This is a genomic window from Candidatus Omnitrophota bacterium (assembly GCA_041653595.1).
GTDB lineage: Bacteria > Omnitrophota > Gorgyraeia > Pluralincolimonadales > Pluralincolimonadaceae > Pluralincolimonas.
In genome coordinates this window covers 1-20,943 of sequence record JBAZFB010000004.1, presented here as the reverse complement: position 1 = coordinate 20,943, position 20,943 = coordinate 1, and the positions used below count along the sequence as shown (strand labels likewise).

General features: G+C 52.3%; 15 protein-coding genes. All 15 read right to left on the bottom strand.

All coding sequences use genetic code 11. From position 1 onward, the window contains the following. Positions 1 to 18: 18 nt before the first annotated feature. Entirely contained in the window at positions 19 to 1,098 is a 1,080-nt protein-coding gene (locus WC317_02610) for a hypothetical protein (protein ID MFA5339024.1), read from the bottom strand. Then, the gene (locus WC317_02605) at positions 1,099 to 3,528 is read right to left on the bottom strand and encodes a LamG-like jellyroll fold domain-containing protein (GenBank protein ID MFA5339023.1); all 2,430 of its coding nucleotides are present in this window, start codon (positions 3,526 to 3,528) and stop codon (positions 1,099 to 1,101) included. Between the two features lie 56 nt (positions 3,529 to 3,584). Beyond that, complete coding sequence (locus WC317_02600) at positions 3,585 to 4,070, bottom strand: PEP-CTERM sorting domain-containing protein (GenBank protein MFA5339022.1); 486 nt, start codon at positions 4,068 to 4,070, stop codon at positions 3,585 to 3,587. Positions 4,071 to 4,546: 476 nt separating this feature from the next. Then, positions 4,547 to 7,387: a DUF5060 domain-containing protein gene (locus tag WC317_02595; protein ID MFA5339021.1), complete on the bottom strand. Its 2,841-nt coding sequence runs from the start codon at positions 7,385 to 7,387 to the stop codon at positions 4,547 to 4,549. Next, complete coding sequence (locus WC317_02590) at positions 7,384 to 8,259, bottom strand: ROK family protein (GenBank protein MFA5339020.1); 876 nt, start codon at positions 8,257 to 8,259, stop codon at positions 7,384 to 7,386. Before WC317_02590 ends, WC317_02595 begins: the two co-directional genes overlap by 4 nt. 14 nt (positions 8,260 to 8,273) lie before the next feature. Then, positions 8,274 to 9,203, bottom strand: coding sequence for a glycoside hydrolase family 130 protein (locus WC317_02585; protein MFA5339019.1), 930 nt, complete (start codon positions 9,201 to 9,203; stop codon positions 8,274 to 8,276). Between the two features lie 13 nt (positions 9,204 to 9,216). After that, a complete protein-coding gene (locus WC317_02580) occupies positions 9,217 to 9,714 on the bottom strand; it encodes a hypothetical protein (protein MFA5339018.1) in 498 nt (165 codons plus the stop codon). Beyond that, positions 9,715 to 10,395, bottom strand: a complete 681-nt coding sequence (locus WC317_02575; protein ID MFA5339017.1) for a hypothetical protein — start codon at positions 10,393 to 10,395, stop codon at positions 9,715 to 9,717. A 72-nt stretch (positions 10,396 to 10,467) separates the two neighbouring features. Next, positions 10,468 to 11,049, bottom strand: coding sequence for a glycan-binding surface protein (locus tag WC317_02570; protein ID MFA5339016.1), 582 nt, complete (start codon positions 11,047 to 11,049; stop codon positions 10,468 to 10,470). A gap of 24 nt (positions 11,050 to 11,073) precedes the next feature. Next, positions 11,074 to 12,624, bottom strand: coding sequence for a discoidin domain-containing protein (locus WC317_02565; GenBank protein MFA5339015.1), 1,551 nt, complete (start codon positions 12,622 to 12,624; stop codon positions 11,074 to 11,076). Positions 12,625 to 12,639: 15 nt separating this feature from the next. Beyond that, positions 12,640 to 15,663, bottom strand: a complete 3,024-nt coding sequence (locus WC317_02560) for a sugar-binding protein (protein MFA5339014.1) — start codon at positions 15,661 to 15,663, stop codon at positions 12,640 to 12,642. Positions 15,664 to 15,698: 35 nt separating this feature from the next. Beyond that, positions 15,699 to 16,274: a hypothetical protein gene (locus WC317_02555; GenBank protein MFA5339013.1), complete on the bottom strand. Its 576-nt coding sequence runs from the start codon at positions 16,272 to 16,274 to the stop codon at positions 15,699 to 15,701. A 22-nt stretch (positions 16,275 to 16,296) separates the two neighbouring features. After that, positions 16,297 to 16,875, bottom strand: a complete 579-nt coding sequence (locus WC317_02550; protein MFA5339012.1) for a hypothetical protein — start codon at positions 16,873 to 16,875, stop codon at positions 16,297 to 16,299. 17 nt (positions 16,876 to 16,892) lie between these two features. Then, entirely contained in the window at positions 16,893 to 17,996 is a 1,104-nt protein-coding gene (locus WC317_02545) for a GntR family transcriptional regulator (protein ID MFA5339011.1), read from the bottom strand. A gap of 138 nt (positions 17,997 to 18,134) precedes the next feature. Then, entirely contained in the window at positions 18,135 to 20,165 is a 2,031-nt protein-coding gene (locus tag WC317_02540) for a beta-galactosidase (GenBank protein MFA5339010.1), read from the bottom strand. Positions 20,166 to 20,943 lie beyond the last annotated feature (778 nt).

The following is a 20,943-nucleotide window of genomic DNA, read 5'->3' as shown; positions in this document are numbered from 1 at the left end:
TAAAAAGTCAAGAAATAGTTACTTTTGCTCCGTCTTTTTTTCCGATTTCTCTACAAAACTACGGGCAGAGGCAAGAAGGCTCTTCGTGTTGACGTCGAGCGCTTCCGCTCCCCTGCCGTCATCCGACGGAGGGACCTTGAACTCGAGGTTGTTCGCCTTGTATAGACTTTCCGCATAACGGATCCGGAGCTTCCTTAAAATATCCGCGATAGATATCTTGGCGTTCTCCTGCGCCGGGTAGTCCATGACTATCGCGACCTTCCGGTACGCCAGGTCCGCATCCTTTATCTTCTCTATCGTGCCCTCAAAGTCGTTCGTAAACGATTCCCATCTCTCTTTGTTGAATTTCTTCTTTTGGGATTCGTATTCCAGGCTCAGCTTATTGTAAAGGCTGTCCAGTTCCTTAAGTTCGGCCGCCAACTCCTTCCTGCGCTTGCCGGTAGCCCCCTCTGCCTCGTCCGGAGACCCTACGCGGATCTCCGCGGTCGCGACGATATCGCCAACGCCTTCGAGTTTCTTCTTTATCTCTTCGCTCTCCTGCCTTGAGGCTATGCAGGAGACCTCGACTACATAGATGCCCGGCGAGAATCTCTTCTCCTTGAACGGGCCGAACCTTATCGCAAATGACTGCCCTTCCACCGCATGCTTGCGCGTGACGATAACCTGGTTGAGCGCCCTGACCTGCAGGAAGAGGACGGTCTTCTGCGGAAGGTTTGTCTTATACTTAACGAGAATAGCGTCGCCGTTGTAAGAACTTTTCATCTCGGCCGAAACGTTCAAATTAAATTTCCCGGAATTCGCCTCGCCGTAACCCTCGGCCTTGAGCGGCACCGGATTTACCGTGACCCGGGGCTTCTCCTCCGCCCTCGCGCCGAAGAATCCCTCGGGCAGCTCCGTGCGTTTCTCCGAGGCGACATCGGCGCGTTTGAAAATTACCTTTCCTATTTTCGTCCTTAAAGTCATGGTCGCGCCGTTCTCTTCGAGTATCTCTCCTTCGAGCGAGCGGCCGTTATTGAGCGTCACCGTGTCCGCGAATGAGGCCCGGCACGCCAATGACAGAGCAAATATAAGAGAGATGAAACATATTCCCTTTTTCATTTATATATTTCTCCAGTATAATATCTTCGCGCGTTTTTGATAAGTTATCGTCACATCGTCCAGGACCGGCGAATCAAGGAGGCCGTCCCCGGATTCCAGGAAATAGGCGTTATACCTGATATCACCCGTGCCGCCGGTAACGACATTGAGCGGATTGCCCGCCGGGTTAGACCTGGATGAGCTGTTGCCTAGCCAATTCGCGCCGTCAAAAACGTCAAAAGTTATGTCCGCACCCGGGATAATAGGGTTGCCGTTCATGTCCGAGACGTGTTCGGTCCATGATATAGTCCCAAGTCTTACCGCGCCCGCCGCATGCGAAGAAGACGTAAAAGAGGCGTCCCCCACATCGTAGTATCTTCCGGCAGCGCAATCGTTGCCGATGTCGGATGCATTTAACATCGTCGGGAATACGCGTATCTCATCCATAGTGCCGTTCGGAGGCTCGTTCGCGTTCGTATCGCAGCCGAACTGCAGGCCCTGAAATCCGGTAAACCCGTATGGCTGGATGGCCAGCGAATTATCATATTGGCTGATCCCGTCTATATACATATGCTGTTCCGCGGTATTAAAGTCCCACACAAAAGCCAGGTGGTGCCACGTCCCCGCCCCCCAGGAACTGCTGACGCCCCAAAGCCAATAAGAAAAATTATGCTCCAGGCCGTCTTTCCCGTGGACCCTGACGACGACTTTACACGAGGTCTCGCCGGAACCCCTGGCCATATACATATCAATGGAAGAATTGGACCATTTCCATTCATTGCCGTCGGCATCCCAAAAAGATCTGGTCTGCGTTTCAAATATCTTACCCGAATCATAGGTAGGAAACGTCACCCATCTTTCATAGAAATTCGGCTTAAACCATATCTCTATAGAGCCCCTGCTCGCCTCTATATTGTTTTCTGGATAAAACCAATCTATAGTCTGTCCATCGCGGGGATAAAATACCCCGTCAGGCATAAGATTGCCCGCAGGATTAGCAAGTATGCCGGCCTCCCTCGGGATAGGGCCTGTGACGCCGCTCGTCTGCCTGGCAGCGTTTCCCCCCGCGCTGTCGGCGTTCAGATGATTGGCCTTATCTGCGTAATCGATCTTGAAATGCGGTGTTCCGGAAGGGGCTGCTTCTTTCCTTGTCGTGAGCATTACCTGCCCGTCATAGGCGGCGGGAGATACGCCGGAAGAGGCCTGGTCGTACTCCGGATAGAGCTCGGTATTACTTATCGTGCCCTGCGCGAACTGGGCCTGGGTAGTCTGTTTCCAGATATCGAAAAGTTTTACGACCGCCTGCAGGCTTTTAGATGCCACCTGGTTCCCTGACGCGTCATTTATGAACCCGGTCGCGTTGATCTCATAATATCCGCCGGAGTTGAAGCAGAATTCCGTCGTATAAACCGAGAGCGCGGTCTTATCTACCGTGAGGGGGACGCCATTCGCGTCGTAATAGGCCTGGATGTCGGGATTGGCGGGATCATACCTCGATACATGCTTATACCGCCATGAATAATTGGGGTTCGCGCGCATCAGGTCCGTGTTCGGGTTGGCGTTCGCCATGACGGCAGCAGCGTCGCCGGCGGCGATATAACCGAGCGTCTCTGCGGACAAGAGCATGCCCCACAACTGGTCGTAGGTCCCGTAAGGGCGGTTATTTATAAGATGGTCGGTGAGGGCAGCGGCCTTCGCGGAAGTCATAGTATTCGTGCCGTCGCTTATCCCCGTCAGGACCGCGATCAATACCTCCCTTGATGCGGTATTCACGTTTACCGGCGCCCTGGGCGCCGCGGGATAAGGCGACGCGGGGCTTATTACATCGTAATCTATAAATGCCTGTAAGGTTATATGGTCCTTTATCTTATTGTATTTTGCCTTTTTGTCGGCAAGCGCCGCTCCGGGAAGGGCTTCTATTATTGTTTCCTTTGTGGTATAACCGGCAGCGGGACGATTAGTGACTATCGCCGCGCCATCGCCGGCGGACAGGGGCGCGCCAAGGGAAGCGACCAGGTTCTCCAGTATAACGCTTAGGTTAGGATTTGCGTCGTTTATGCATATCTGGCCCGCGCAATCATATATTTTATCTACCCTATAACCGCCGTTACCTACCGGCGTATTATAAGCTGGGCTCTGCGCCCAAAGCTCATCCGACGAGTCGACCGCGTCGCTTACAAATCCTTCGGTGCCGTAGAGGAGTTCGGAGATCGCCCTGTTTATCCCGGCCTCGGCGAGATATTTCGCTTCCGCGGCATTCCTGAAGTTTTTCGCCGACTTGAGGTCCGCTATCATGTTGATGGCAAAGGAAGTGCCGACGAGCAGGATAAGGGCCAACACCCCTACCGTGAGGATAAGGGCGACGCCCCTATTGTTCCTCCCGGAGATAAAAAAGGGGGTGCTTAAAGCTATTTTCGGGTGAGGGAGCAAGTCCTTTTGAACTTTCCTCATAGCTTTAATACCCCCTTTATTATTTTTCTTATTGTACCTCTACTGTCGAATTTTTACTACGCTTTCTTCTTTCTCGCGAAACCAAAGATGCCAATCAGACCGCTGCCGAGAAGAAGCATGCTCGCCGGTTCAGGGACCACGGTGTAGTCGTCGACATAGACGGGACCGTCATAGGTCCCTGTGGCCGAACCACCGGTACCGATCTTGACGCCCATGACCATGATCTGCGTGGGGTCAAAACCCGAATCGACAAAAGCCGGGACCGTAGAACCTGGCGTTACCGATAACGTCTGCCAGGTATTCTCCGTCAAATCACTCCACGGACCGTACCACGACTTCCAGGAAGTGTCTTTAAAGAACATCTGCCATCCGTTGGGGGACGAAGGATTCCCTCCCTTCGCGCCGGTAGGTCCGAAGACCGACACAGAAGCCAGTACTCCTTGCAGATTAAGCGCGTTAGATGCGCCTCTTTCGATCTTGACCTCACCCTTGCTGTAATTAGCATCGGCCGGGTTCGTCGCAACCAAGTGAGTCGTTCCCATCAATGAAGATGAACCGGATTTTGCCTGGGCGCTGGATTGCGCAACGGCGGATATAGCCTGGCTGTCTACATAAGTCTGAGCTGACCAATCCTGCGTGCCTGACTCGAAGTCATACAAAGTTGTACCGAACGCCGAACCGCTTACCAATAACATCGCTGCAATCACTACCATGTACTTCATCATTATTGTTTCACCTCCTTCTTTTTGAAATGTTGAAATTGTTTGGCTGATCTCTTCCTTTACCGCTATTAAGCTTTTGACCATTTACCAACCCCCTTTCCTTTGATTAGTATATCCTAGTATACTATTTAATTGGAAACAAAGATGTTTCTACAAGGATTAAATGATTATTGAATAACAAGGCAAGTATACTCTGGTATAACTATCAAAGGAAATATATCACCTTAAGCACTCTTTGTCAAGAATATATTATTGCTTTTTTGATGTAAAATTTTGTTATCCTGCGTCTGAGATCCCTAGTCGTTCAAAAATCCCACATTGTCTACGTAGATAGCGCCGGAATCCACGTCCCACGGGTAGAACATGAACATCATTTCTTTCATCGGCTCTTCCCTGTCGATGGCGCCCTTGTGTTGCCACTTGGTCGATTGTTTCTTGAAAGTATTAGCCGTAAGATCGAACGTGATGTTCCTGTTCCAGCCGGGAACCAGCTGCTTCCTGACGCTCTCGCAGAAGCCCTTGCTGTTAAGGACGGCCGCTACCTCTATGGAGTTCGGCGCGTCGAGATAAACATCGAATATCATCTTTTTGGCCTTTGACAGGTCGAGGTCAAGCTTGGTATTCTGGAGGCACAGGCCTTTCCCATCGGTCCTCTTGCCCGCCTTGTCGAATACCACTTTGATCGAAGTCTTGCCTTCGGTGAGCCTGTCTTTGGCGAGCGAAACCTTCCCTTTATCGCCCCAGTCCGCGCAGACCCAATCGCCCTGTTTCTCAAAACCTTCCCAGATATCGCGCATCTCCAACGGCACATCCTTCTTCAGCAATTTCGAAGCTATGTAGACCTTTGCAGGCCTGGGACGGGCCTTGGCATCCAGGGATATCACCTTTAGGGCCATATCCCGGGTTATCTCGGGCAAGGGTATCTCTATCTTCGAGCCTTTGCACGCGGCATCGACCGTCCCGGTGACTTTCCCGCTATATGTGTCCCAGAACTCGACTTTATAATCTCCCTTGTCCATCCCGGCGACCGTCAATACGGCGCCTTTGATATCAAGAGGCCTGAACGCGCCCTGGTTGAATTTCGTCCTCAGCAGGTCATATACCCAGATAAGCGCCCTCTTGTTATTCATTATGCCCTGGGCGTTAAGTATCGTCCCGTCATCGAACTCGAGCGTCCCGCGGCTGTACCGGTAGCTTTGGCCGCGCCTGTCTTCGCCCTCGTTGAATTTTGCGAGCGAGAGCCAGTGGAAATAAAAGTTATTCGGCTCGATATAATCGTCCCATTGCCACGGCATCGCGTCGCCGGATGATACTGTGGTATAGGCGGCCCAGATGCCGTTGTGGTGGACCGTGGCATTCGGGTCTTGTATATCGATGCCGCTTAAATTGCTGCCGCCGTACTCGCCGACGAAATACGCCTTCTTATAATCCTTCATTATCGTATAGAGCCCGTCGAGGGTCGTGACTATCTCCGGCGTATACATATGTATCTGGCCGTAGGATATCTCGGGCTGCTTCCAGATCTCCTTCGGGAAGTTGCCGAAATAGCTGGTGGTTACCATGTGCCTGTAGGGGTCGATCGAATTAATGTACTGGCCCATCTCCCTCTGCCACGGGATGTCGAGTTTCGCGTCGTAATTGTCCATGAGCGTAAGCTCGTTCCACGGCTCCCACGCGAGGATGTTCGTGGAGTATCCCCAGCGCGCCACGATATAACGCACGCGCATCTTATAGAGCTTCCTGGCTTCCGGGTTCGTAAGGAAATCTTTCGGCTCCTTGCATGGCCCGCCGTTCTTCACGTTGTAGGGGTTATTGAGCCACTCCGGGTCGACCTTTGTGCTGAGCTGCCCGTGCTGGTTCAATACGAGCTGGAAATACAGGTTGTATTTCTTCGTCAGGTCGGTGATATCATCCAGTAATTTCGCGTTCTTGAGGTTGTAATTATTAAGGCCGTGGAAATCTCCGACGTCGAGCCATTCTATGGCGCACTGCCAGCTCGACATCCAGACGCGCGTCCAGTTGTACATGTTCTCGCTCATCCTGGAGAAATAACGATCGAACGCGTTCACCGACGGCGCCCACGCCACGTTCTGGCCTATCGGGTAATAATAATCGCCGTTGTCGAACTCGAAATAGAGCGGGTCCTTCTTGCTTATGCGGACAAATCCTTTTTTCGGTGTGGCCGGGGCCGCGCATTCAAAAGTCAGGCTGTCGGACTTAGCCGTCCCTTTCGGGTTGGTCACGCTCACATAGTATTCCCATTTACCGGCCCTGTCCGGGGTGAACCTTATCTTCCAGACCGCGTCCGAAATATTTACGCCGTCGACCTTTCCGGAATAAAGGAACCCGGGCATGGTGATCTTCTTTCCGCCAGGCGAGGTGAATACCGCGCTCAGGTCTATGTTCTCCGGATTATACGGATACTGGTATGTCCCGTCGAAATCGACGGTTATCTCGAATTTCTCGAACTGCTCGACGCTCTCCTTCTCGCCTTTTACAGAAAGGATCTTCGGAGCTTTATATTCGGCGACAGGGATCACCTTCTGCTCGCTCGCCAGCCTCGGCGTCCTCTCGACGCGGATATTGTCGAAATAGACGTTCGCCTTCGCCTCGACATCTTCCGAATAGATCACGAACATTATCCGCCACGCGATCGTGCCTGCCCTGGGAGCGTAATTATACTGCCAGTTGCTGGTCGGCGATTTGAAATTTTTCTCGTGGACCTTGAAAGTTATGTCCTTGTTCAGCCCCTTCTTTATCGTCTCGGTCGCGCTCTCGATGAATTCATCGGTATACAGGACAAGGGCCAGCTCGAAGGGCGGGCCGTCGTTGTAGATATCGACCACGAGCTTCTTCGTCGAATCCAGGTCGATAGCCGACTGTTCCCTTTCGAGGACAACTCCCTTGGGCGGGTTCTGCTTCCCCTCCGGCCCGAACTCTACCTTGAAGCATTTCTCGCCTTCGGTCTTGTCCTCCGGGGTGACGGTCAGTTTCGCGGCATCGCCCCATGGGGCTATGCTCCAGAGGTTCTTGGATTCCAGGCCGTCCCACACGACGGTCTCGGTCTCGGCGGCGTAGACGCAATTGACGACCGCCAGAACAGACAGGATAAACATTACGAACAATGACTTTTTCATGGCTTTTTCGCCCTCCAGGCTACGCCGATTATTCCCGCGTCATCACCGAGTTCCGCGGGCACTATCCTGACCCCTTTGCTTGCTTCCTTTAAAGCCCTTTCCTTCGCGGCTTTACCTATCTTATTGAAAAATATCTTTCCTGCATTTGCCATCCCTCCGGCCAAAACTATCACTTCCGGATCGAGCGCGTTTATTATGTTGGCTATCGCGGCGCCAAGGTATACGGCTGTTTCATCGACGATCTTGCGCGCAAGCTTATCCCCTTTTCTTGCCGCGTCATAGATCTGCTCGGCCGTCATATCGGCTTTTTTCATCCGCCGGACTACAGCCGTGGCCGAGGCATACATCTCTAAGCAGCCCCGGTTGCCGCAGCCGCATTTCGGGCCGTTAATATCTATAGATACATGCCCCAGTTCAGAGGCGAACCCGCCTTTTCCGGTCCATAATTTCCCATCGAGGACGATGGCGCTCCCTATCCCGGTGCCGAGCGTCAACAGGACCATGCTTGAGGCTTTGCGGCCGGCGCCGCGCACCGCTTCACCGAGCCCGGCGCAATTCGCGTCGTTCTCGACTGACACGGGCAGGCGGAATTTTCTTTCAATGATCTTTTTTAACGGCACCCTCCGCCAATCCGGCAGGTTCGGCGGAGAAAGGATTATGCCTTTCTTACTGTCCAGCGGGCCGGGGCAACCGGCCCCGATAGCTTTCACTTTAACGCCGGACTTTTCGATAAGACCGGCCGCGGCATCGAGCAGGCGCCGGATCACCTCATCCTTTCCCTGCTCTTTGAGCGTCGGCATGCGGTATCTCGCGATGACTTTACCGCGCCCGTCTATGATGCCGAAGCGGATATTCGTCCCGCCTATGTCTATGCCGAGATAATTGCTTATAGCGGTTTCCTCTTCCCTTTCAAGGCGATATCGACCAGGTCGTCTATCTTAGCCGTCGCGACGCACATGACCGTATCCGCGCCGCCGTAATAGATCTTGACCGTGCCGTCAGGCTCAGGGATCGCGCCGCAGGTAAAGACTACATTATGTACGTAACCGACCCTTTCGAATATCTCGTCAGGGCTGATTATGAACTGGTCCGCGATTCCGAGAACTTTTGCCGGGTTCTTGAGGTCATGCATCGCGACGCCCAGCCTGTATGTCATCCCGTCCATCGTCCAGGTCACGCCGTGATAGATGCTGAGCCATCCCTTCTTCGTCTTGATCGGCGGCGCCCCGGCGCCTATCTTGTGGTCCTCCCAGATATGGTTGCCGTAGGGAAGCATTATAAGCTCCTGCTCGCCCCAGTGTATGAGGTCGGGTGAATAAGAGATCCAGATGCCCTGGCGCCCGACGTTCGGCCGCTCAAAACGGCAGTACTTGCCGTTTATCTTCTCGGGGAATAGGACCGAGTTGCGGTAGTCGATAGTCGTTGTCATCGCCACGCGCTCGAATTTCTCGAAGTTCTTTGTCTTGGCAAGCCCTATCCTCATGCCAATGCCCGAATAGCAGCTGTAGAAGAAATAATAAGTGTCGCCGATCTTCGTGATCCTCGGGTCCTCTATGCCTTTCTGTTCGTAGAACGCGAACGGCCCGGTCGTCGCAGGGACCATGACCGGCTTCGGGCGCACGGTGAAGTTATAACCGTCGTCGCTCACCGCCAAACCGAATTCGCAGTTACCGTTCAGGCGCAGGGCCCTGAATAGGAGGTAGTATTTGCCGTTGTATTTCGCCGCGCCGGCATTGTAGGCCGCGTCACACGGGTAAGGGACATCCTCTTTTGTCAAGATCGGGTTCTTCTCATACTTCTTGCATACGAATCTCATTTATTGTCCCTCCTTATTTCGTTTTAGAATACCACAGTTTGACTATATCAGATGCCGGTTTATTCTGGATATTGAACCCGCGGTCCGTGCTCCCGCCCATCCTCTCGTTCGTGCCCCAATACCACCAATACATCCCGTAAAACCACGGTTTGTCCCAAAAGGCCTCGAGCATGGAGGTATAGCAGTCGCTCTGGAGCTGGAGGTCGACCTCCCTGCCGAGCTGGTGCTCCCACGGCGTCTTGGCCGCGCCGGTCGAACTCTTATATCCGACCTCGGTAAGGATCACGGGCTTGTTTATCTTCTTCTGCCACGCCTCGATCTCCGGGATATATTTTTTCCAACCTTCGCGGAGGTCGTCAAGCGTGGGTTTCTCTTTATCGGAAAGCGGAAAGTATGCGTCGAGGCCGGCATAATCGAGCTTATCCCAGAACGTGATATTCTGGTATTCCTCGTTCCAGTTGGCCGCGTATGTTATCGGGCCGGTAAAGACTTTCCTGACCTCGCTTATCACCTATTTGTCCCAAAGTTCGCCTTTATATGTGGCCGGGGTCGTCAGCTCCACGCCTATGCATAATAATTCGACGTTCTCTTTTTCCGCCAAAGCGGCGTAATGGGCGATGAAATTCCCGTAACTCTTGAACCACGCCTCCCAGTCCGCGTCATTATTGAACTGTATCTCTCCGCGCCAATATCCTCCCTTGACCAGGTCGAGGTGGGGCTTGAGCATCACCTTGAGGCCTAAATTATGGGCCTGTCCAATGGCATGCGCGAGCCCTTCATCGGTAGGCGTATAGGCCCCGGGCCTTATCTCAGTACTGTTATAATCTGTCTGGTACCACGTCGTTACTATGGCTATATATCGGCACCCTAATGACGAAAGCTTTGACATCGATAAGTCGGAAAAACCCTTGCCGTATGCGACCCTGTCCCACGTCACATACGTTATGCCTTTTTGGAATTGCGGAAAAGAAGGCCTCTCTATCTTTTTATGCTCTTCGGGGACAATCGGCGCAACTATCGGCGCCGCCGTAAGAGGCGAAGGAGCCGTTTGCCCCGGGGTTATCACCTCGGCCGTGGCCTCGGGTTTCGCCTGGCCCTCGGGTTTTTTAGCGCCCCTCAGGCTGAATAAGTATCCCGCCAAAAAAGCGAGAATTATAAGTACGATGATGAACATCTTATTGCGTAAAGACATGTCGTTATCTCCTTAGACTAGGATTTAAGTACTACCGGGGCGCCGCATTGACGACGCCCCGGTAATGCCGTATTATTCCACCCTGATGTTGTCGATGTATATCTTGCCTTTCCAGGCGGTCCTGTTGTCTTCGACCCTGACGCCGAGTTTCCTGACGTCTTTCCTGAAGCTGTCATCGACGACCGTGTTCTTCCAGTCCTTGCTGCCCGGCTTGAGATCTGCCGTTATTGTCGTGACCTGTCCCGGAGTAAGCGGGATCGTCTTTCCCATTTCGACCCACTTCCAGTCCTCGCCGACAGTAAGGATTATCTTGCCCTTAAGTCCGGCAGGAGCATCCTTCGGGATATAGACATCGGCTGATATCTTGCCGTAAGGGGACCAATCGTAGTAATCCTCGATCTCGACATACGCGCCTGACCATTTCTTGTCCAGGAACTCGCTGGATACGGCGAGTGATTTCTTCCCTTCGGAAGCCCAATCGGAAGATACCGATATCTCTCTCGCGACGCTATCCTCTTTTTCAAGCGCCCAATCGGGTATGCGCCAGCCGTCCGTATCCTTCTCAAAACCGAAGATCACGGTCTCTGCCGCGTTGCATACGCCGGAAGATGTCAACATCAAAACCGCAAAAAGAACCACTGCCAACCTTTTCATTTCAACTTCCTCCTTTCCCTGCTTTTACTTTGCCGTCTTATACCAGCCGGCCAAAACCTTTTCGGCCGACTTGCCCTTGATCGTGTATCCGAGCGGACTTTCAATATCCTGCGGGAACACGCACCACCAGTAAAGGCCTTTGAACCACACCCGTTTTGTCATGACCGTCATCATCGCGTCCAGACAGTCAGCTTGCTCTTTTTGGCTCTCGACCTTTGATGGCACCGTCCACGGGGTCTTGCCCGTCCCCTCGGCGCTGGTATATCCGGCTTCTGTAAATATTACCGGTTTATTTATGCCCTTTTTCCTGAAAAAATCCTCCATGCTCCTTGCTTCCTTCTCCCATGCCCCGGCCAACTCCGCCTTCGCCGGATTGGCTTTCGAGGTAAGGGGGAAATAAGCGTCTATGCCGATAAAATCCAGGTCGTTCCAGAAAGGAACTTCCTTATATTCGTTCCAGTTGGCCGCGTAAGTTATGGGGCCTTTATAATTCCCCCTGACCGACTTTATTATCTTCCTCCATTGCGGCTCCCACTTCATCGGCGTCCCGGCAAGCTCTGTGCCTATACAAAAAATTTCAACGTTGTATTTTTCGGCCATCTTGGCGTACTTGAGGATAAATTCCTCATAATTCCTGAACCACTCTTCTTCGCCCGGGATATCTCCGCGGAATTCGCCGGTCTGGATATCTATGTGCGGCTTGAGCATCACCTTGAATCCCAGGGAATGCGCCTTGTTTATCGCGTGGGTCAACGCCTCATCTACCGGCGTCCTGCCGCCTTCAGGACTCTCCGGATAGATCTTCATCGACTCTAGCGTATCCTGGTACCATGTAACGATAAAACAGACATGGGTCACGTTTATCGTCTTCAGGTATTCCAGCATAGTGTCGGATTCTTTTGCAGCCAGGTCACTCTCATTATAGGAAGCATAGTTTACGCCTTTCTGGAATTCGGCGGCTGTGACCGGGCCAGGTGAAGCGGCCGGCGCTTCCATGGAAAGCTTTATCACTTCGCGCAGCTTGCGGTCCGGGAATACCTGTTCTATCGGTTTATCCTCCGGGTTAAGCTCTTTCGGGCCGTAGACCTCCCATTCCCATATCGAGATTCCCCATTCTGGATTCGACCTCTTGAGGCCGACAAGTTTAAGATAGCGCGCCGTGGTCTGCGGTATGCCGATAGTATCGGTGCCGCCGCGCCTGTTCTTGAGGACCATCACCGGCTTCCATTGCTTCGCGTCGTCCGAGACAAGGAGTTCGTATTCCGGGGAGTAAGCGCGCTCCCAGCAGATAACGGTCTTCGTAAAAGTTTTGGGTTTCCCGAAATCGTAAAATATCCATTCCCCGTCCCTGCCGAGCACCGGCGACCAGCGCGTATTGAAATCCCCGTCGCCTACGGCCATCGGGTTCGGCTCAGGAGCCCACTCGGAATCGTCGAAAGACGACGCGACGGCTGAGGCCGGTTTCAGGTAGACCGGATCCTCGCACTTTTCGCCGGCCAAGGCATCCTGGCCGCCCGTAAATAACAGGGAGGCAAGAGACAAAAATATGACTGATGCGAATTTTTTATATATCATTTGATTTCCCGTAAGTCAGTTCCTGACCTTCAGTTTACCCCACTGCGTGGCGTCGTCTTCTTTTTGCCCCGACCATATCATATGTTTCCATTCGCCGCTCGCGGAATCCTTGTCCGAGAGCGAGAAATTGACCCCGAGGACCTTACCGTCTTTCATCTCGAGCCCGGTTATCGCTTGTATAGGGATGGCCGCCTCGATCACATATCCGCTATCCTCTGTCCCCTTGGATATTCTGGAAGCGGCCTTTATCGCGTCGGCGACCGGCCTCGTGTTTATGTTCCTGTAGACATAAACGCCCGGCCCGCCGTCCTTAGTGAGCGGCGCGAAATCTATCTGGTAGCACCCGGGATTGAACGGCATGTTATTGAATATATCGGCATCGCCCTTGGCGTCGAGCCAGAATTCCACGGCATCGTCGCGCCAGATATCCACCCCGCGCTGGTTACCGATAACCGCGTCATCTTTTACGTCCGCGGCGAAATACAGGTTCTCGCCGTCATAAAGGAGATAAAATTTGGCTGAACCCTTCGCGAGATAAGCGACCTGGTCCTTACCGAACTTCGGAAGCTTCCAATCGGAGAGGTCTCCGTCTATGGTTATCGGCCCCGCGGCTTTCTTGGCCACGACCTCTTTGCGGGTAAATCCTATCGGCATCGGGGTGGTCGAGACGAGCGCGGCCTTAGTCCCGCCTCTGTTGCCCCTGATGACCGGCTCGACCGGCTTTATCTTAAACGCAATATCCCTCCTGAAAGGCGGCAGCTTTACGTCTATCCCGTCAGCGTCGGACTTCACTTCCCTTGTCTCGACGATCTGCCCCTTCCATGTGTCCCAAAATTCTATTTTATATTTTGCCGCGGCCAGGCCGTTTATCCTGACAAGCGCGTCCTTTATGAAAGGCGGCTCCGGATGGTTCGGCTCGAATTTAGTCCACTTGGGATCGAATACCCAGACAGCCCCTTCTATATCATTCAGGAGCCCGATCGCGTATACCGGCGAATTAAGCCCTTCCGTCTCGGCCAGGACCCTCGCCGTTGACGTCTTATAATCCTTTCCCCTCCTGTCCTCGCCCTTATCGAACGCCGAAAGCGCGGCCCAGTGGTAATACAGTTTCTTCGGATGGATATATTTATCCCACCACCACGGCATGGCGTTCCCTCCGCAGGCGAGCATATACTCGGACCAGATCGCGGCGTGGATATACGCGCCGTCGAGGTCCTTCGCGTCCACGTCGTCGGAGGAATCGGTCCCTATCTCAGCCATGAAATACGGCTTTTTGAACTGGCTCATGAGCCTGTAAGCGCCCATGTTCGCCGAGACGATCTCATGCGTATACATATGGAACTGCGTATAGTCTATCTCCGGCAACTCCCAGAGTTTCTTGTTAAAACCGTAATCGTGGAACGTGCCGGCATAGCTTGTGGTTATCAGGTGCTTATTGGGATCTGTATCTTTTATATATGAGGCCATCTCTTTATGCCACGCCGCGTCCGTATCCAGGTTAAGGTCGTCTATGAAAGTGAGCTCGTTCCAGAGCTCCCACGCCATGATATTCGGGCTGTAACCCCACCGCGCGACTATATAACGCATCCTGTTCTTGAAATATTTTTTAGCCGACGCATTCGTAAAGAAATCCTGCGGCTTGCCGCAGGGCCCCCCGTTCTTTATGTTATAAGGATTCTCGTTCCACTGGGGATTGACCTTTGTGCTCAACTGCCCATGGTGGTTGAGGACCAGCTGAAAAAAAATGCCGTTCTCTTTGGCCAAATTGATTATCCCGTCCAATTTCTCCGCCTTCTTCAGGCTGTACTCACCCAACCCGCGGTAATCTTTGCCTTTGGCCCACTCGATGCCTACCTCCCAGTTGCACATCCATACCCTGGACCAGTTGTCGCCGGCTTTCTTCATCTCGGTGAAATATTTTTTGTAGCCCGGCAGGCTTGCCCAGCATACGTTCTCGCCCAACGGGTAATAGAACTCTCCGTTATCGTATTCGAAATATATGGGATCCTTTTTGCTTACGCGGACGAAGCCCTTCAGCGGGGACGCCGCGCATTTAAAGGATGCCGCCCCTGTCTTGTCTTCGCCTGCCGGGGTCTTCAGGCGAACGGTATATCTCCACTCCCCCTCCCGCATAGGGGTAAACCTGATCTTCCAGACCGGCTCAACGTAATTATTATCCGCGCCGAACTTCGCCGAGTAGAGGAATCCCGGGACTATGAACGTCTCGCCGCCCGGGCTCGTGAAAGCGGCGCTTAAGTCCGCCTCTTCCGGGTCAAACGGGTTCTTAAAAGCGGCTTTCAGGTCTACCGTAAGCTCAAACTTGTCGTATTTGGGTATCTCCGGGGCGCTCGCGTTGACCGCTATTATCTTCGTCCCTTCTTTCGTTTCCCCTTTCGCCTCTTCCGCAAAGGCTGTCGCCCAAAAAGAAAAAGGCATGACCAGCTTACGCGTCGGCCTGAACCTTATGTTGTCTATATATATCGTCTCAGCCTCGAACATGACGGTGTCGTAGATAAGTATGACGACCTTCCTTATATCATCGCGGTTGGCAAGGTTCGCGTTGTAATTCCATTTGCTCCTCTTGCACTCGAAATTCGCCTTGTCCAACACGAAGACGATATCTTTGTTCCAGCCTTTCTTCAATTTGACCGGCGTCGATTCGTAATAAGTCCAGCCGTTGCCGGTCTCGAAACCGACGGCCGCCGACGCCGCCTCGGAGGACTGGACATAGATATCGAGGACGAGGTTATGCTTGGAGAGATCGAGATTCTCTTCGTGGAATATCCCGGCCTTGTTCTTGCTCTTGCTTACGTCCTCCTTGATATCCATCCGCAAAGCGCGGCTGCCTTCGGTAGCGTTGTCCCTGACCCTCGAAAGCCCCACCTCATGGGCGTTATCCCAGGGGATGGGCGTCCAGGATAATTTTTCCTTCTCAAAGCTTTCCCAGAGCAGGTCCGGCTGCGCGAAAGCGACATTTACAGCGAGCGCAGCGAGTGCCGCCGAGAGAGCAAAGATCGATGCCGCAATTATTTTTTTCATAACAGGGCTCCCTGTCTTTGACATAGGATTAAGCTCTATTTGAACCTTATATTATCCACATACACCGTCGCGTTCTTCGCCTTCTTCGGATGGGTTATGAGGATAAAGACCTTTGTTATGTCGCTCCTGTCGGCCAACGGCACCGTGCTCTTCCACTCGCTCGCCTTGCACTTGAAATCCTTGGCGCCTAAGTCGAAGGTGATATCCTTGTTCCATCCCTGGCTCAATATCTTCTTCTCCGACTCGTAATAATCCCCGGCCGAATCGAACCCGACCTGGACACCCATTCCCGTAGCCACGTCGGTATATATATCCAAGACCATATTCGAGCCGGAGAGGTCGAGGCCCGCTTCCCTGGCGATGACAAACCTGTTCTTCCACTCCTGCGGCTCATCCTGGGCCGTCAGCTTGAGCGACTGCTTCCCTTCAGAGGCCTTTTCGGTGCTTAACTCCAGGTCCACGCCCCCGATGTTCTCCCAACCCGGCGACGCCCAGTTCACCGGCAGGCTCTCAAAATTATCGAACGGCTTATCTTCGGCGCCGGCAATTCCGGCGCTGACGCCCGTAAATACCAGCGCTGCGATCACCGATAACAGCAATGCGTATTTCATCCGGTCCTCCTTTTGTTAAATTTTATTTTATCCTGATATTATCAATATATACCGTATCGGCGGACATCCTGGCCGGACGATACAGAAGTATGAAGACCTTCCCGACGTTATCCCTGTCCGCCAACGATACCGCATATTTCCAATCGCTGGCCTTGTCCTTAAAATCTGAAGCCGATAGATCGAAGCTTATGTCCCTATTCCAGCCGGTCTTCACGGGTTTTTTGCCGGACTCATAATATGCCCAGTCTTCGCCTGTCATGAAACCAACGGCCACTTCCAGGTCAGCGGTCTTTTCGTTGAATATATCCATGGCTATGCTATTGTCTTTCGAGAGGTCGACCGGATCTTCCCTGGAGAAACTGACCTTGTTCTTCCAGTCGGTCGCCTCTTCCCTTATTATGACTTTGAGCGACTGTTTCCCTTCGGAGGGTTTATCCGGGCTCACCGAAAGGTTCACCTGCGCCGTGTTCTCCCAATCGACCGGCTCCCAGTAATTGTCCCCCTCAAAACTTTCCCATAAGACCTCTGCCGCGTGCGCCTTAACCGGGGCGGCGGCGACTAACGTGAAAAACAATACCAGGGCCAAGCTGACGTATCTCACTTTTCCGCCTCCCTTTTTCATTTCAACGCCTTGCAGGACTTCCTTACGACCAGCTCGGTCGGGACGGTGATCTTCTCGGCGCGCTTGTTGCTGTTCTTCATCCTCTGTATAAGCCTTTTGACGCCGATCTTTCCCATCTCTTCCTTCTCCACCCGCACTGTGGTAAGCGGGGGGTGTATCTGCTGGCTCATATCTATATCGTCGAAACCGGCAATGCTTATCTCGTCGGGTATCTTCATCCCCTTGTCCTGTATCGCAGCCATCGCGCGGATAGCTATCAGGTCGTTGCAGGCGAAAATAGCGGTGGGGAGCTTCTTGAGCCTGAACATCTTCTCCATGATGCCGTATCCGTTCCAGAGGAGGCCGGTCTGGACGAAATCCTCGTTGAGCTCCAGGCGGTGCTTTTTCATCGCGGCCTTGTATCCCTCGAACCTCTCCATAAAAGAGCCGTGCTCGAGCGTGGCGCCGAGGAAGCCTATCTCCTTGTGTCCGAGGTCCGCAAGATATTTGATCATATCCGCCGTGCCTTTCGTGTTATCCGTCACGATGGAGTCTAGCGATGAATTCTCGATATAATGGTCGAGCAGGACTATCGGGATATCTTTCGCTTTAAGGTTTGAAATGAAACTGTGGGACATCTCGCCTACGAGGATCAGGCCGTCGACCTTTCTTTCCTCTATCAACTTGAATGTGGAGGGGTCGAACATCAATTTTTCGTCGAGGACCTGGTAGATAAGGTTATAGCCGTGGGAGCGCGCCTCTTCTTCCACTCCGGCGAAGACATACGAATAGAAGGTGTTGGAAAATATAGGGTGATGTTCGCGCGATATCACAAATCCGATGTTGTCGGTCTTCAGTTTTGACCCGCCCCTCGAGCCCTGCTCCGGGCCGGAGACGAACGTTCCCTTTCCCGGGATCCTGTAGAGCACGCCTTCGTTCACCAGCTCGAACATCGCCTTGCGGACCGTTATCTGGCTCACGCTGAATTGCTGGCAGAATTCCTTCTCGGAAGAGATGAGTTCGCCGGGTTTCTTATCGCCGCTCTTTATCTGGTTTTCAATGACCCGCTTAAGCTGCTTATATAAAGGGACCGGCGAATTTTTCTCTACGGCATCTTTCATATTTATTGCCCTCTTTTTGCGGGAGGTTAAGGTGATTTTAGATATACCTTGGTATACTCGGTTATATTATATATCATAACCCGTGGTTGTCAAGGGGCTAAAATGTGATTTTGAGGGAATAAATTGCGGCCTGAAGGGTCAGGCGGTCTTTACCTGCCATTTATCCCCCCTGCGCGATGCCGAGAGGTCGCACTCTTCGCCGGCTTTCAATTCATCTTTTCCGAAAGAGACGCAGGGGACGACAGAATTCCCGGTCATTTCGTTCACGCCTTTTACAAAGACCGCATCGAGTCTTGAATCTTTAACCTTAACTATCGCCGCGGACTTCCCGGGTAAGGATACCTTCAAGTTTTTCCCCGAATACCTGAACTCTTTTATCCCCGGCTCCGCGGACAAGTCTAATATAAAGAAGAATTGGATGGCTTTCTTGCGGTTTTCATAAGCCCAAACCTGGAGGTCCGGGCCTTCGGCCTCCAATCTCCTGTCCGGGCTTACTATCGCGTCCAAAACGCCGTCCATCGCCCGCGCTAATACCGCTTTTTCCTTCAGGATGTCATATTTCTTGAAATTCTCGTCGAGCGACGGGACCTCCCCGGTAAATATCAGCCTGCCTCCCGAAGAGGCGTATTTCAATAACTTCCGCTGCGTCTTCCTGTCCATAAAGGAGCCGCCGCACAATACGATATTTTTATAGCTATTAAGTTCCTTCGGCGCGGCCGACTTGATATTCGCTATCTGGAAGTCTATATTTTTCCCGCGCAGAAGCCTCTGGAATTCGTCCAATCCGCCGAAGCCGCATTTAAACCGGCCAAGCCCCAGCCCTTTCAGGCAGTCATCGGGGATATCCCATGCCGCTAGATACGAATAAGCCGGATAGAAACCCCAGGCGATACCGCGGCAGGGTCCGGCCTCCAGGAGATCAACGGCGTTCTCCTTAAAGAAGCCCGCCAACAAGGCCAATACGTCATATTTCTTCGTCAGCGTGCCGTCCTCTTTAATAGGGGACGAATCCGGATACGGCCTCTCATGCACGCGGTCGATCAGGTCATCCCATCTGCCGGTATTGACGGCGGTATAGACATTAAAACCCGTCGCCCCGTTGGCGACAGCCAGGAGGGTCTCGAAGACGCATACCACCGGATATTGGAAACGCGTGTCATAAAGCTTGGAGAAGCCCCAATTCTCCTCAAAATTTATCCCCCTCTTCCTCTTCGCCAGCAGGCTATAGCGCTCAAAGGAAACGCTGTCTTCCGAAACCGGCTTTAGCCAGTTTGTAAATCCGTAATTTATATTTTTCCATTTCTCGGGAATGGCGCGGGTAAGCCAATGGTCCAGCCTTTTACCGTCTATGGGAGGGCTCAGGTTTATCACAAAAGGCGCCTTGCTTTTAATGAAAGACGAGTATTCCCTGTACACCGATCCCATATATTCCGATTGCCATTCGCCCCACCTGAGATACTCCTTCAGGTCAGACCTGGTCTTGAGCGCCGAGACGTCCCTCGGGACCTGCGGGTCTTTCTCCTTCGTAAATTTACGGAAAAGCGACAAAGCCGAAGGAGAATAGTCATAATCCGTGATCAAACCAGGGAAGTCGGAATAAAGCCCTTCGTTGCAGACCTGGACCGCTATAATATTTCCCTTTGGGTAAACATTATCTTTTATGATGTTCCTGTCCACCGAACCGAACCATTCCCTGACCATGCCCTTAAATTTACCCGAAAGCGGGGCCGGCAGTATTTTCCCGCTGTGCGGCGGCCACCTGAGCTGGTTGCCTTTGCTGTCCGTGAACGGCTCGATCTCCGGGTCTTCCGCCGGACAGACCCAATCCGGAAGTCCTCCGTAATTTGTTTCGGCATGGATGAAAGGGCCGGGCTTGACGACCATCCACAGTTTGTTTTTCGCGCACAGCTTCGCAAATAATTTTACATTGCGGTTTGGCCGCGTCTTCCCGTCAAAATCTACGGCATATCCCCCGCCTGGTCCGGTCATATGGTGGCGCCACGGGACATAGAAGCTAACGACGTCGATGCCCGTCATCTTTATCTTCTTCAGCCTGTCGTCCCAATTCTCCGGGTCGTCGCGGTAATACGGATAATCGGCCGAGTTAAAAAAAACGGGCCTCTTGTCTATATACAAGATCCCGTCTTTTATTTCAACTGTCTTTTTCATCGTAAAAACCGCCTTTGGAGGGATTAATTTGGTAGCCCTTTCCCGTATCGGTACGGGAATACCTCTCTTATTTATACAGGCGTATTATAGCCACAATACTGTATAATGGCAAGGAATTTTGGACTCAGAGATACAATCCCTCGGTGATTTCCGGTGTCCGAACAGACAAAATGGCTCAAATTATGTCCGTTTTGTCCGGTCATTTTTGGCTCTAAATTGCCTAACGTCTTTAGTTGTAAGATGATACAAAATGTCCACCTCTATGAGGTGGACATTTTGTTTTCCGGAGATGCGTTACCCTATTTCGATCTACGATTATACGGCGACTGGTTAGTCGGATCGAGCGATATACTCTCATCGCTTGCCCGCTTATATACAGCATCTGGGGTACGCCCTAATTTTAAACTAATTACTCGCGTAGGGGTATTTTGATGCGCCAAGCTTTTAAGCTGGGATACTTCCCCTTGCGTCCAGGGCTTCCCTGAGTTTCTGTTGTACTTTGCCATTTGTTTGTTTTCTCCTTTCTACTGAATTTCTGCAGGGAAACCGACAAAGTTGTTGACTACTTCACCTCCCTATTATAGACTATTGCCAGTAATACTAGGGCAGATACCTAGTATGGAGGGCGGGATAAGGGGGTCTCAAACCTTTTATTTTATTCCGTCCTCTTCTTTTTATGTAAAATACTTCTTAATCCTCTCCTTGTTACAATCTACTTCGTCTTTTTCCTTATAATATATCTCGATAAACTTGATCTCTTGTTTCGCCTCGATATAAG

Bases quoted from the DNA above. Each gene is read 5' to 3' on its own strand.
- WC317_02610 (MFA5339024.1), bottom strand. From the start codon at position 1,098: ATGAAAAAGGGAATATGTTTCATCTCTCTTATATTTGCTCTGTCATTG.
- WC317_02605 (MFA5339023.1), bottom strand. From the start codon at position 3,528: ATGAGGAAAGTTCAAAAGGACTTGCTCCCTCACCCGAAAATAGCTTTA.
- WC317_02600 (MFA5339022.1), bottom strand. From the start codon at position 4,070: ATGGGAACGACTCACTTGGTTGCGACGAACCCGGCCGATGCTAATTAC.
- WC317_02595 (MFA5339021.1), bottom strand. From the start codon at position 7,387: ATGAAAAAGTCATTGTTCGTAATGTTTATCCTGTCTGTTCTGGCGGTC.
- WC317_02585 (MFA5339019.1), bottom strand. From the start codon at position 9,203: ATGAGATTCGTATGCAAGAAGTATGAGAAGAACCCGATCTTGACAAAA.
- WC317_02575 (MFA5339017.1), bottom strand. From the start codon at position 10,395: ATGTCTTTACGCAATAAGATGTTCATCATCGTACTTATAATTCTCGCT.
- WC317_02570 (MFA5339016.1), bottom strand. From the start codon at position 11,049: ATGAAAAGGTTGGCAGTGGTTCTTTTTGCGGTTTTGATGTTGACATCT.
- WC317_02565 (MFA5339015.1), bottom strand. From the start codon at position 12,624: ATGATATATAAAAAATTCGCATCAGTCATATTTTTGTCTCTTGCCTCC.
- WC317_02560 (MFA5339014.1), bottom strand. From the start codon at position 15,663: ATGAAAAAAATAATTGCGGCATCGATCTTTGCTCTCTCGGCGGCACTC.
- WC317_02555 (MFA5339013.1), bottom strand. From the start codon at position 16,274: ATGAAATACGCATTGCTGTTATCGGTGATCGCAGCGCTGGTATTTACG.
- WC317_02545 (MFA5339011.1), bottom strand. From the start codon at position 17,996: ATGAAAGATGCCGTAGAGAAAAATTCGCCGGTCCCTTTATATAAGCAG.
- WC317_02540 (MFA5339010.1), bottom strand. From the start codon at position 20,165: ATGAAAAAGACAGTTGAAATAAAAGACGGGATCTTGTATATAGACAAG.